The sequence below is a fragment of the Paenibacillus lignilyticus genome (assembly GCF_017942085.1).
GTDB classification, from domain to species: Bacteria; Bacillota; Bacilli; order Paenibacillales; family Paenibacillaceae; genus Paenibacillus_Z; species Paenibacillus_Z lignilyticus.
In genome coordinates this window covers 187,628-201,148 of record NZ_JAGKSP010000007.1, presented here as the reverse complement: position 1 = coordinate 201,148, position 13,521 = coordinate 187,628, and the positions used below count along the sequence as shown (strand labels likewise).

The following is a 13,521-nucleotide window of genomic DNA, read 5'->3' as shown; positions in this document are numbered from 1 at the left end:
AGAGCGCTATTCCGTAGTAGGTAGACGATTCTTCGCAAAATAAAGAATGCGTACGAAAAATGTCTACCCATCTTCCGTACGCATTCTACCCTATTTGGTGCGGCCCTCCGAGAGCTGCCTAAACTCGCTTGGGAGAACGCCCACCTGCTCCCGGAATAAACGGCTGAAATACTTCTCGTCGTTGTAGCCGATTTGCTCCGCGATCCATTGAATCGTCTTGGTCGTGTTGCGCAGATACTCCTTGGCCCTCTCCATCCGAATATCACGCACATAATCCGAATACGTCTGGCCCACGTATTGCTTGAAGCATTGGCTGAAATAGCTGCTGCTCATGTTGACCTGCTGGGCGACATCGGCAGCCGCGATCGGCTCGCTGATGTTCATCTGCGCCAGGTTCATCGCCTTCACGATGCTGTTCTGGATCTCCTTGGAGAACAGCGGCTTCGTATTAGCGCTGCTTATCCGATCGCGTACATCCGTGAGCCACTCCTCGAATCGGAACCAGCTGGAGAAGAAATCCTCGATCAGGATCGGCTCCGTCAGAATCTGCTGATACAGCCTGTTCCACTCATCGGAAAGCGAGAAGAAGATGCGGGCCAGCCGAATCGGCGGCATCTTATAGCCTTTCAGCTCCTGAATCATCGACTCGAATACGTTTGCTTCATAGATCCAGTCCGCAGACAGCCATTTCCCCTTGATCTGATCCACGCCGAAGCTTCTGTCCGCCTTCTCCCGATGCAGCAGTTCGGCGGCGTTCACGAACAGTACCGACTCCGTTGGGTCAAACTCGTAGAACAAATCGCTCTTCTTATACCCGCGTATCAGCTGCAGAACGGACTTCCTGTCTAGGCCGGATAGATGCTGAAAGCATACCAATGCCGCATTGGGATCGGGCAGATAGGATACAAGCGGACTGCCGCTCCAGTACCAAATCCCGGCCTCCGCTTCAACCGCCTGATCAGGGAGGGCATACTCAGCAGAAGACGACGACTTTGAATCTTCGTTCATCGGATTCAGCGCGTACAGAACAAACCATTCATCGGCTTGTTCCGCTTCCTCGTCCGGTGCAGATGCCGCCTTGGAGCCTTCCTTTTGCTCCATCAATGTTTTGATTCTGCCCAATACTTCCTCGAACTGCTCTCTCTCCAGCTGCACCTTCGCTATATAATCGATGGCTCCGAGCCTTAATGCCTCCTGCACGTATTCGAAATCCTGATGAAGCGTCAGCACCACGATCTGAACATGCGGGTATTGCTGCCGAACGATTCTCATCAGCTCGATACCGGACATGACGGGCATCGACAAATCCGTAATGAGCAGATCGACTTTGCTCTCTTCCATGAATTTGAGCGCATTCTCGCCATTATTCGCCTCGCCGATGACCTCCATCCCGAATTCCTTCCAGGGCATGGCCGAAGCAAGGCCTTTGCGTACCAGCTTGTCATCATCTACAATCAACACGCGAATCATCTATATTCCACTCCTTAAGATCGGGAGACGCAGCGATACAATCGTCCCTTTTCCAATCTCGCTTCTGATTTCCAGCACTGCCGTCTCGCCGTAAGTGGCTTGCAAAATTCGCTTCACATATCTCATCCCGATGCCCATGCCGACCTTATGGCTGTCTTTGGCCTCATCATCCAGCAGACGATCAATCGTTTCCTGCGGCATGCCCGCTCCATTATCCTGAATCGTAATCTGCAGCGCTTGCTCATTCCATTGCACGCCAACATAGATATACCCGTCATCGCTCACGCCATGATAGAGAGCATTCTCGACTAAAGGCTGCATGAGGAACCGCGGACAAGGAATCGCCAGCGCCTTCTCGTCCACGTCCAAATCCACGTCGAATTGGAAATCATACCGAATCTGCTGCAGCTGCAAATATTCCTTCAAGGCATCGATCTCATCGCCGATCGTCGAAACCTCGCCCATTTTGCCAAGATTATAATAGAGCAATTTATTCAAGGAAAGCACCAGCTTGTCGATCTCCTGCTGCCCGTTCATCAAAGCCAGCCAGTGCACGGTATCGAGCGTATTCATGAGGAAATGGGGATTGATCTGGTAGAGCAGCTTCTCCACCTCCAAATCCGCACGCCGCTTCTCCTTCAATTCGATTTCTTCATATAAGGCCCATATCTTTCCCTTCATGCTTCGCGTCTGATAGAGCAAATAATCGAATTCCGGAATATGCGTAACTTCCGTATGCTCCTTCGCACTGGAGTGGATCAACGATTTGATCTCCATATTAAACTTATCCAGCGGCCGGTATACCATCTTCCATAAGAGCCAGGAGAAGAATACGGCACCGACGAAGAAAGCCAAGAAAATCCCTGTTATCTGGAATAACCAGCGGTTCCGCTCCTGATTCAGCTCATTCTCCGGCGTAACCGAGACGATGCTCCAGCCTTGGTTGCTGATCTCCCGATTCCAGAAATAATCGCCGTGATAGCCGGATGTCTGATCTGAGTCCGGAAACACCGTATTCTCCGGAAAAGCATCCTGCACCTCGCTGAACGCAATCCGGCGCTGATCATCCAGAATGAGCAGGCGGCGCGAGCTTTCTTTGCGATTCTGCGGGGCGAATAACGACTCGATGGCACTTCGGCCCGTCTCTATGTACAAGTAAATGTTCTGATCCGGTAAATTCACTTTCCTCATAATACTGAACACAAACTGATTGATAGAGCCATTGTAGCTCTTATACGGCCCATAGTAGGTGATCTCCGAATACGCGGCTAACACGGGAAGCTCCTTCGGCCTGAAGGTTCCCCGCACTCTGAAATTTTCGAAATCATGCGTATCTTTCTCCGGATCGTAAAACATCATCAATCCGACATTCGGATTGGAAAAGGAGATGACGTTCAGCTCCGTCTTAATATCGTTCGTCAGCTTCAGCCGTTCATAAGGCTCCTGCTCGGCAGCGAGCTGTTCGAGCAGCCTATTTGTTCCGCCGCCATACGCCAGCTGCTGGGAAACATGGTTTAAGTTGTTGATCGCATTCTCCAGCGTCATAATATCTTGCTTCAAATTACTTTGAAGCGCGCTTTCCACTTTATTGCCGATTATAGAATCGATGGTATAGAAGGAAATAAACCCTAAACAAATAAACGGAGTCAAGCTGCTAATGAGGAAGATGAAAATAATTCTGTTTTTGAAGGTTACGTTTCTAAGCCGCAAGAAGTCCGTCTTCGTAAGCAATCCGCCCTTTCTCACCTCTGTGTCGCCCGCCCGATGGGAAAAGCTCTTCCCAACTTATTATCATACCCTGAAACGACAAATTGTGTATGCGACAATTTGCTTGAAAGAGGGGGAGAAATTTTAGTAACCCTCTGTGAGGGCTGGCATTGCTGGATTGAACTGCCTCGAATAAAGGCTTTTCACGCTAACGAACCGTAGAGGCCTTATTGGGCCGGATTTCGCACCTTTGACAATCTAACTGTGGTTCGTTAGCTAGTTTTCATGCAGTCATTAGTGTCCGTTATCATCAAATAATTGTAATTTTAGTTTTCATACGGTCATTAGTGTCCGTAATCGAGGAAAAAGACAGTAAAAACCGCGAAGTATTCATTCTAATGGTCACTGGTGTCCATAAATACAGTGAATGTACTTTATTTTTGTTCTAATGGACAAGATTGACCACTTGATAGGTCCGATAACGCTGTTTTCCACGTCTCATCTGTCTAGCGGATCGAATCAGATACACGGAACTCTCCGCACCAAACCCATCGGAAAAAGAAGCCGAGAGTCGCAAATGCGAGCTCTCAGCCCCCAAACTCCCCCAACTCAACCGCATCCTTTTTCGGCTTGCGCATGGGGCTGTTGGCAAAACGCTGCTGGATAGGCAACATTTCACTCATGTTGGACTCCAGAGAGCCACTTTGACGGTAAAATGATGCAGTTTGAGCAACATCTGCTGATCCCGAGTCTGATTTCCCTAAAAATGCTGCAGTTTGAGCAGCATTTTAATTCCTGCTCGAGCTAGAACAGCCAACAATAAAAACACCCCAGCCGTTCCCGGCTGAGGTGTTGACTCTCAATCTATATCCAACTCGTTACTCCACAATCGTAGCTCGCAGGCCTTCCGGTACGCGAACATAATCGAATACGCGCGCGCCGTTCTTGTCCGTATGCCACTTCACTTCAATCAGGCCGAGTGCGTGCGGCACGGCGCCTTCGGCTTCCGTTACTTCAGCTGTCTGCACATGAATGACAACCTCGTCCGGCTTCTCAATCGTCGGCAGATGAACGCCCAGCACATGCGTGGACATGAAGTACGTCGGGCAAGCAGACCATGCGTGGCATAGACTTTGTCCCAGGTCGTAATACTCCGGCGTCTGCTTCAGCCCCTTCTGCAGGAACCAGCCCCAGCCTTGACGCATCATCCGCTCAGCCGTATCCGTAAGGCCAATTAAATACAAGCCTTCGAAAATATAAAAGGAGAAGCTCGGCGATACATACACGCCATCCTCCGGCCCATAACCGTTCACGAACAGCGATTTGAGATCGCTGCGTACATGCGCGCGCACCGGCTCCAGCTGCTCGGCCGTCAGCACGCCGGCGCGTGCAGCGAACAAGCTTGCGTGCGCCGAGTGAGACAGCTTCCGCTCGTTATCGCTGTAGCAGCCGCGCTCCTCGTCCCAGAACGTATCGCGGATGGACTGTTCAAGAGTAGCGATTCTGCGCTCCAGCTCGCTGATCACTTCCCGTTTGCCGATGGCTCCTGCCAGCTTCGCAGCGGCGCGCAGGGCAATCAGATACGTACAGCTGAACACGCAGTGAATGCCCGTGATGTCCAGGTACCCTTTTACAATGGCCAGGTCGCCATGGAAACCGCCGTAATGCGCATTAATGCCGCGTTTCACATCCCACTCCGCGTCGAGCAGCAGATCTTCGCGCTCATCAGCCAGCTCGTGGAACCAAGCCAGGTTATGTTGGATGGCATCCCAATACGTTTCTACCAGCTGCGCATCCCCGGTTTGTTCATAGTACGCCCAGAACCCTTCCAGCGCATTGAGCGCAAAATCCGAAATCGTATAGTCGCCCGTATTCGGATACACCGCTCTGAATTTACCGGTCGCATCGGGCGATTGCCCCATAAGCTGAAGGCTGCGCCGCATCAACGCCTGATCGCCGAATACCGCTAAATTGTTATGGTATTGAATAATGGTATCGCGGATATACTGCCCACGCTCACGCGTCACGCAGTCCGTATAAGCATCCTCCATATTAACCGCTTCCGTCCGAACCCCCATCTCCCAAATCTGCTCAAGCAGCGGATCGGAGCAGCGGAACGTCCCTTTCGTCTCTACCGGATAGCTGGCTGAAGCAAGCTCCAACCCTCTCAGCACTACATCTTGTTTTGGATTCCGCACCGTCAATTGGATATAACGGAAGCCTCGCGGCTGCGTTAGCCGCCAATCCAATTGCGCGGAGCGTTTGTCTCCGTAAGCTCTGTCTCCAAGCCCGTACCAATGATAATGGCGCAGATGCTTGCCGTCCGCGTTCAAGTGCTCGCCATAGGTCAGGTCGACCGTCGCGCCTCCAGCTCCTTCAAGCACAACGCGCGGAAGCACAAGCCGAGTCAGACCTAAGTCGATAAGCAAAGAGAAGCCATTCGGATAATCGGCAGTAGAGAAGACGCGATCCGTTAATTGATCCGGTTCGATCGATTCGAATGCATGGCCGTACGTGTCCCAGCCCGTGGACATCGTCGGGCTTTCGCCTTGCTCATGTACCGTGACTTCGATCCAGCCTCCTGCATCCTCGAGCTCATCTTCCGTTGCGAAAGGCAGTTCGCGTCCCTTTATCGCGGATGCATATAATTCATGAGAGACAACCGGCGAACGGTTGAACAGTACGGTTCCTTCCGGGTCACGATCCGCTGATACGACTAACCCGAAGCCTTCGGGCAGTGCAAGGTAATGGTGATACATATCTTGAAGCGAATCGCATTTGGCAAAATAAGCATTCCACCCTCTGCGCAGACTTACGCGGTGATTCAGACGCATGCTTTTGTCGTCGGCATACAGCCCTTTGGCAATCGGCTCCCCGTTGATCCAGCTGTTCTGATAGAACAGTCCCATCGTAATGACGACGTCCTCCGGCGAATAAATCCACGTCTTCACCGCCATGAATCGGCTGGTCAGCTCCGGCTCATGAATTTCATTCACATGCGGCATAGGCACGCTGAATGAGCAGAGCAATTCTTGAGGCTCAAGCGGCATCAGATGCAGCACGCGCTCAACCGGAACCGGCTCTCCGGACATATACGGGATTCCCCGCGCCTCGGGCTCGCCCCAAGCTTGTTGATTCGCGAGCGCAACTCCGCTCAGCCAACTGCTGTCATCGAATTCGATCCCGCGCCAATCGCCTGTTTCCTCCAGACGCTGATCATAGAGATCGCCTGCTTTCAAGAACAAGCTCGATTTGGCCGCATACCGATAAGCGAGCGCCGCGGACGCTTTCCACGCTGCGCTTCCTGTCGCGAGCTCGATTCGTTCGCCGCCCGCAAGCGCAACTTCGCCCCAAGCCGTGAAGCCGGCTTGCGACAGCATCGTGATAAACGTTTTGTGCCCCACGTAGTTGACCTGCACCGCAATCACATTGCGGCCTTCTTGAAGCAAGCCGCTTAGATCATGGGAATCGTACACCGGATGCCGGGGATCGAATCGCAGCGAGCCCAAACGGACATACTTACCATTAATGTACAGCTGGTATGTCGTATCCGCGAACAAATGGAGAATCGCGTCCTCCGGCTTGCTCTTCAAATCCAGCGTCAATCTGAACCTCGCGTAGAGATTGCGTCCTTGTCCGGACTCATCGTACCAAATCGCTTTTGCCTGCATGAGCGTACACACACCTTTTTTTCAAAATGGTTCGTTCTTTATTCGACGTAAGCGATCTGTCTGCCGTCATCGTCGGCGGATTGCATCACATTCTCAACTAACCGCAAGCTGCGGAGCCCTTCGCGAATCGGGCAAACCTCAGGTCCTTCCCCGCGCAGCGCCGCGATGAAGGCAACCGTTTCATCCTCGTACACGTCGAGTTCGGAGGCATAGGTTTGACGTTCGTTCTGTGATCCTCCGGTAAACACGAACTCGGCATCGTTCGCGCTCGTGAAGTAAGCTGTCAGTTTGCTGCAAATAACCGTAAAGCTGCAGTTCCATTCTCCGGGCACGGCGCAATTGGAAGCCGTGATGGATGCCATCGCCCCGGAGCGGAAGCGAATAATAGCAGCGCTTGTATCCTCAACCGTATAACCTTCCGCTTCGCGATGGTTTAAGTTCGCTGTAAAGCCGCTGATCTTATCCGGCGTACCCAAGAAATGCATCGCCAGATCATACGTATGAATGACCTGCTCAAACACCTGTCCGCCTGAGAGATTGCGATCACTCCACCAAGACGAATGCAGCGAGTTGCAATCGTAACGTCCATCGAACAGTGTCGGGATGCCGGCCGTACCGTTCTCGATCAGCCGTTTCAACTCTTTGACCGCAGCGCCGAAGCGATTGTGGTAGCCAACCTGCGACACGACGCCTGCGCCTTCTACCGCCGCAGTCATGCGCTCGGCAATTTCGGTATTCAGCGCGATCGGCTTCTCCAGGAAAACCGCGATGCCTTTGCTCGCCGCCGCTTCCACTTGCCCTTGATGCGCATAAGGCGGAAGGCAGATATACACCGCATCGAGCGTTTCCTTCTCCAGCATGGTGTTGAAATCCTCGTAAGCGTTAGCCGCGCCGCCTGTGTGCGCTTCGCGGAAAGCTTCCGCTTTCTCAAGCGTCGTACCGCAAACCGCGGTGACTTCAACGCCCGGGATGTTAAGCAAATGGCGCGCGTGTTTCTGTCCCATCATGCCAAGGCCTGCAATACCGACTCGAATCGATTTCAGCATATTGATACTCCTCCAGTGAGTTAAGGTTAGTTGAATTGGCTGCCTCCTCCGCCGGCTAAGCGGCTTGTCCGGTATTTGAGCGGGGAGAGGCCCGTTTTGCTTTTGAAAAAGCGTGAAAAATCGTCAATGTCCTCATATCCGGTCAACCGCGCGATCTCCGTGATCGGGCGGCTCTCGGTTTCGAGAAGCTGCTTCGCTCTGCGAAGCCGAAGCTGCAACTGCAGCCTTGTCGGCGTAATGCCGAACAGCTTCTTGAAGCGCTCCGCAATGTAGGTGGGATGCATATAATAGCGTTTGCCGAGCTCGGCAAGATCGATTCTGCGATCCGGATTGTCCAGCAGCTCCGTCATCATGCTCATGAACGGATCGGAATGCTCCGCTTTCAGCAGCACATCCGGATGATGGATGGCGGCGTCGATCAGAATGGCGACCAGCTCGAGCGCCTTGGCTTTCTTCATCAGGCTGCCCGACAGCGAGCTCATTCCGCCTGCAATCCTGCTGTATTCATGAAACACCGATTCAAATTGCTCCGGCTTCGGCAATCGAAAAATAACCGGAAAACGAAAAGCCTGCAGGGCATCGATACATCCCGCAACCTGCAGCGTAAAATGCCACCAGAGAAATTCCGTTTCCTCGTTCGTGTCTTTGACATGGTCATGCAGCTCGTAGGGCGGAATGAGCACGACATCCCCAGGTCCCGCAAAATAATCGCGGCCCGCAATATGCAGCCTGCACGAGCCTTCTTTGATGTAGGATGCAATATAGAAAGGGAGCTTGCGGTTCACTTGCCGCAGCTCTGTTCGTCTGTGCAAATCATGCTCCAGCATATGCAGCGAAGCTTTCTCAATAAGCGGAAGCCACGGATGATTGTTCTTCATGGTCAGACTCCTCACTGCCCTACTCGATGAGGCGCGTGGGCGGTTGTCCTTCTATTATACAAACACCTCGGTTGACCTCGTGAGGGAAAACTGTCTGCTGCGGGGGGATTTCCGTCCACTGGTGATGTAAAGCCTCGGGAGGTTTATTCCGAGGTTTTACATCAAGAACCAAGAGCTCGGAGGTGTTCTCCCCCGAATCTTGGTTCAGATGTTAAACCTCGGTCGGCCATCCAGTTTCACTATGGTTTAGCGCTAACGAATCCTACAAGCCTTATTTTCACAAAATAAGCCCCTTTCGGAATCTAACGAATTGTAAGAGCCTTATTCTGTGAATGGTGAAGCGAAAATAGGCGATTTGACACCAAATAACGGCTGTACGATTCGTTAGAATTTCAAACCCGCCAAATTAGCTGAAATAAGACCTCTACAATTCGTTAGCGTAAATGCAGCATATCTAACTCTGAGCTGCCAAGGCGCTAATGTGCAGCCTTTCACCACTCCGGCCTCCCCACCGCACCCCGTCTAAACAAAAACTCCGGCAAGCTCGCCGGAGTTTACGTACACCACCACTAAAATTTCAATACGACCTGCAGGGATTTCTCCGTATTGGCGTCGAGCATCCGGTATGCCTCTGCCGCTTGTTCGAACGGTACTTGGTGCGTGACAAGCTCCGACAGCTTCAGGCGGCCGGACAATGCCAGCTCCATGATCGTCCGTTCCATTCGCAGACGATCCCAGCGATTCGTCAGCTGCAGGTTGATGCCGCTGATTTGCGAGCCGATGAGCTGCACACGGTTATGATGGAACTCTTCGCCGAGATACAGGTCCTTCGCTCCGCCTTGATAGAAACCCGCAGTCACCACTCGCCCGTTGTAGACTACCGAGCGAATCGCTTCATGCAGCGCACCGGAAGCACCGGAAATTTCAATCGCGATATCGGCTCCCCTGCCGCCTGTCAGCTCTTTAATACGGCTCGCAACATCGCCGCAATTCCGCGAATTGATCGTATGCGCTGCTCCGAAGCGCTCGGAGAACCCGAGCCGATAATCGTCGAGATCGATCGCGATCACTTCCGCGCCATTCAGTCTAGCCAACTGAGCAACAAGCTGCCCCGGCACACCTTGTCCGTACACGGCAACCGTTTCCCCGATGTGAATGTCCGCATCCAAAATCGCATTCAGCGCGATCGCACCCATTTGCGAATAAATACCGGCGAGTGGATCGAGTCCTTGCGGCAGCAGATGATCGCGCGCGAAGTCCTCTGTCACGACATGCGAGCTTTTATGCCCCCATGTTCCGTATACGACATCGCCTTCTTTAATAGCGTTAACGGCCGATCCGATTTCCGAAACGACGCCAACCTCTTCATACCCCCAGCAGCCCCGCACCGGATACAAGGAGGATTCCTCCTCGATTCGATCCGTGAAGATCCGCTGCTCCGGATTGAACTGCTTTTTCACAAAAGGATTCATTCCTCGGTAGGCCGTCAATTGCGTTCCGGCGCTAATGCCCGAGTACAGCGTCGTAAGTCTGACTTCCTTCGCTTCCAGCTTATTATCGTCAATGGCTGCAAAAGCAACTTCCTTTGGAGCAATAAAGTCCAACCGTTGTGCCGTCATATCCTCATCCCTCTCTCCTCGACATCCACATGCTGGCAAGTAACCAAGTGGAACCTGAAGCTATCGTAGCATTCACCGTTTGATCGCTCCATCTCCGAACGCCAGCGGTTTTTGTCATTTCTACAGGTGATTAGGGAGAGCCCGCGCGCGACAATTAATACCTTGGAAAGAAGCCTTCCACTTCATGATTAACAGGATTAATAACGACAACAATAGGGCCAAGCAGCCCGTCTTGATCGGTTTTGAACGTTACGGTAACCAGCTTAAGGTAGTGGAGCTTCGTACGATCCTTATTCGGCACAAGCCACTGATTGTTCATGATCATCGTTGTCACTTCGGCATCTGTGCTGTGTCCAATCACATGCTTGCGCTGCTCCTCATCGACGGTAGCCCAAGCGATTTCACGGTACTTCGCTTTGCTTGTTTCTGTCAATTCCAATGGTGAATTGGGCAACGCAGCAAATCCTCGCAGATCCTTGATCACCTTCGCTACACGATCCCTGTTCGGCTTAAGATCCGTGATGTCATAAAGCACGATATTGTTGATCTGATAACGGGTATGCGCAATGACATCGGCGGCTGCCGTCTTGTCTTCAAAATCCTTAATCCCCTTAACAGCTTCCGATGCGGAGGGATAAACATAAATGCTAATGGACTGCTTCGTATCCACTTCAAACCGGCTGGGAGCGACGCCATTGTACGCCTTTGAAAATACTGCCGCCGGATTCGGGTCCTGCATCGGTAAGAGGATAATTCCGGATTGGCCAAAGATTTCTGTGACATCCGCGAGCGAGATCGAAGTCTCATCGTTCTTGCATCCCGTCAGGCAAACAAGCAGCAGAAGGAGCGATACTATCCTTTTCTTCATATCATCATCTCCGGCATGATCGCATGGCTAATTTTTCGTGCTCACTTCAACCGTTCGCGTTCCCCCGTTCCACGTCACCGTGACTCCGAGCAGCTTGCCGATATCGCTGACCGGAATGTATAGGCTGCCGCCCAGCACAACAGGCGCATAAGACAACGCGGTCTGCCCGCCTCCCACAGTCGCAAACGGAGCTCCCTCCGCCAAAATAATCGAGCGGTCGCCGCGCGTGACCGTGGTTTGTTTGGTTTGTGCATTGTAGCTGGTTGCGGCCCCGATTTCGCTCACGAGAAAACGAAGCGGAACCAGCATCCGATTGCTGGTCGACATCATGCTGGGCTCGAATTTCTTGAGCTCGCCATTAATCGAGAGGCTGGCATTCGCTTTAGTAAAAGCTCCGGTTCCGAGCCCAGTGCCGCTGATCGGCTTACGCAGTTCCGCCGGAAGCGTAAACGCATATAGCTTCCCCTCAGCCTGCACAAGCAGCTTATCTCCCGCCACTTGGAAAGGACCGTAGCTCCGCGCGGAAGTTTGATAGCGGGAAAGGGCTTTGCCTGTCGCAACGTTCAGCGCATACACTTCGCCGTCGGTCTGCCCGACATACAGACCCGAATCGATAAGATCGACTCGGCTGGCCGGATTGTCAGGCCCCTGATAGTAAACCGGCGAATGATCGACTATTTTGCGCGCATGCAGACCGATGTTGTCTCCGTTCTTATAAATCAGCTTGCCGTTATAGGGTCCGGCGATCCATGTCCCTTCATCCGCGATAATCTCCGGTTTCACAACCGAAGGATCGGCATTCAAATTATAGTGATAGACCTGATGGTCCTTGGTGGATACATAGACCTCGTCGCCATCAATCACTAGCTTCGTCGCGTATTGGTACATCGGGTCTTCCCCTTGCTTGACGGGGACAAAAGATTTCGTATCGATGACCTTGCCCGTTTGCAGATCGACAACATCCAGCTCTACGAGAAATTTGGCGGTATCGTACTTCGGCCAATCGTTTTCAAAATAAAGCTTCTCGCCGTCCACCTTCAGCACATGCGAATGGCTGCCCGCCAGCCGCCAGATGGTTTTGCCGGTAGCTTCGTCTATGGCATAGGTAGTCGTCACCGTGATCGCGCCGGACTCCATCGCCATCACGAGCAGCTTGCCGCCGACCTTCGCAGGAATACTGTTCACATCCGTATTGCGCCATTTTTCATGACCCGTTGCGAGATTGACCGAAACAAGCCCCAGCGAGGAGGCAAAATACAGCGTATTGCCTTCCACCTTAAATTGGCTGAATGTGGACTTCTTATTCGCTTGATAGATACGTTTGGCCGTGCCTGTTTTGGCAGCCACTTGATAAACCGCGCCGTCTTGGCCGCTTACATATAAGCTGCCGTTTTGAAGCTGGATAGCTCCGGCCTGCAGCTTCGTGCCGTTAAACCAGACCAGCTTGCCGGTTTGTATCGATCGCGCTTGCAGCACGCCGGCCTTAATGGTGTAAAATGTGCCGTTATCGATCACAATCGGGGCTTGGTAGCTGTTCTCTATCGTAGGTTTGTCCAGTTCGACCGTCCAGACCGGCTTAGTAAAAGGTACCTTATTCGACGCGGCCGGCATCTCTTGGCCATCATAGCTCGCATTCGGATCCGGGTTCGTTTGTGCAGAGGCTGCAGCTACGGCGGTGCTGGACATGATCATTCCGGCCGCCACCAGCGCAAGCGTGGTATGTTTCCATGACTTCATTGCGACATGCTCCTCTCAACTCTCGTTTGCGATTCATCTCTATAGACGAGGCTCACAGGGAAAAGTTACATGCCTTTCCAGCGACTGCTCCACTAACGCTGCTGCAAACGCGTAAAAATTTGCTCCTTGCTTGCACAGTCCTTCTTCTGTAAGAGGCTATTCCGCTAAAGGTGTCGCCCTCGCTCCATAATTGCTCCACTCTCGAAAAGTTCTCCTGCTGCAAGCGACTATTCCGCTTACAGCGTGCAAACTGGCTCAGCCTAGAGTACTTAAGCCGATATTCCGCTTAAGGTAACTCCCACGCCCCGAATTCGCTTCTTTCTCGCATTGTTTTTCTGCTGTAAGCGACTATTCCGCTTACGCGTGCAGCAAACTGGCTCGATTGGGGCTGCTTAAGCGAATATACCGCTTAAGTTGTCGCCATCGCTCCATATTTGACTCCACTCTCGCAAGGTTCTCCCTCTAAGAAGCCGAAACCCGACTCTCAGCCGGCCCCCTCCAACTAACCCCCTGTTCGGAGGCTGA

The 13,521-nt window shown here is 52.5% G+C and carries 8 protein-coding genes; all 8 read right to left on the bottom strand.

Annotation, left to right across the window (positions count from 1 at the left end; all coding sequences use genetic code 11):
• Positions 1 to 90: 90 nt before the first annotated feature.
• Entirely contained in the window at positions 91 to 1,470 is a 1,380-nt protein-coding gene (locus I8J30_RS18550; RefSeq protein ID WP_210660563.1) for a response regulator transcription factor, read from the bottom strand.
• Positions 1,471 to 3,216: a sensor histidine kinase gene (locus I8J30_RS18545; RefSeq protein ID WP_338044891.1), complete on the bottom strand. Its 1,746-nt coding sequence runs from the start codon at positions 3,214 to 3,216 to the stop codon at positions 1,471 to 1,473.
• 839 nt (positions 3,217 to 4,055) lie between these two features.
• Positions 4,056 to 6,848, bottom strand: coding sequence for an alpha-L-rhamnosidase-related protein (locus tag I8J30_RS18540; protein ID WP_210660561.1), 2,793 nt, complete (start codon positions 6,846 to 6,848; stop codon positions 4,056 to 4,058).
• Between the two features lie 38 nt (positions 6,849 to 6,886).
• Positions 6,887 to 7,894 (bottom strand): Gfo/Idh/MocA family protein, encoded by a 1,008-nt coding sequence (locus I8J30_RS18535; RefSeq protein WP_210660559.1) that lies wholly within the window; start codon positions 7,892 to 7,894, stop codon positions 6,887 to 6,889.
• A 26-nt stretch (positions 7,895 to 7,920) separates the two neighbouring features.
• Positions 7,921 to 8,772, bottom strand: coding sequence for a helix-turn-helix transcriptional regulator (locus I8J30_RS18530; RefSeq protein WP_210660558.1), 852 nt, complete (start codon positions 8,770 to 8,772; stop codon positions 7,921 to 7,923).
• Between the two features lie 569 nt (positions 8,773 to 9,341).
• Complete coding sequence (locus I8J30_RS18525) at positions 9,342 to 10,391, bottom strand: zinc-dependent alcohol dehydrogenase (protein WP_210660556.1); 1,050 nt, start codon at positions 10,389 to 10,391, stop codon at positions 9,342 to 9,344.
• A 154-nt stretch (positions 10,392 to 10,545) separates the two neighbouring features.
• Positions 10,546 to 11,259 (bottom strand): hypothetical protein, encoded by a 714-nt coding sequence (locus tag I8J30_RS18520; RefSeq protein WP_210660554.1) that lies wholly within the window; start codon positions 11,257 to 11,259, stop codon positions 10,546 to 10,548.
• Between the two features lie 27 nt (positions 11,260 to 11,286).
• Positions 11,287 to 12,996 (bottom strand): outer membrane protein assembly factor BamB family protein, encoded by a 1,710-nt coding sequence (locus tag I8J30_RS18515; RefSeq protein WP_210660552.1) that lies wholly within the window; start codon positions 12,994 to 12,996, stop codon positions 11,287 to 11,289.
• Positions 12,997 to 13,521 lie beyond the last annotated feature (525 nt).

Excerpts from the sequence above, each read along its gene's own strand:
- I8J30_RS18550 (WP_210660563.1), bottom strand. The coding sequence starts at position 1,470 with ATGATTCGCGTGTTGATTGTAGATGATGACAAGCTGGTACGCAAAGGC.
- I8J30_RS18540 (WP_210660561.1), bottom strand. The coding sequence starts at position 6,848 with ATGCAGGCAAAAGCGATTTGGTACGATGAGTCCGGACAAGGACGCAAT.
- I8J30_RS18535 (WP_210660559.1), bottom strand. The coding sequence starts at position 7,894 with ATGCTGAAATCGATTCGAGTCGGTATTGCAGGCCTTGGCATGATGGGA.
- I8J30_RS18530 (WP_210660558.1), bottom strand. The coding sequence starts at position 8,772 with ATGAAGAACAATCATCCGTGGCTTCCGCTTATTGAGAAAGCTTCGCTG.
- I8J30_RS18525 (WP_210660556.1), bottom strand. The coding sequence starts at position 10,391 with ATGACGGCACAACGGTTGGACTTTATTGCTCCAAAGGAAGTTGCTTTT.
- I8J30_RS18520 (WP_210660554.1), bottom strand. The coding sequence starts at position 11,259 with ATGAAGAAAAGGATAGTATCGCTCCTTCTGCTGCTTGTTTGCCTGACG.
- I8J30_RS18515 (WP_210660552.1), bottom strand. The coding sequence starts at position 12,996 with ATGAAGTCATGGAAACATACCACGCTTGCGCTGGTGGCGGCCGGAATG.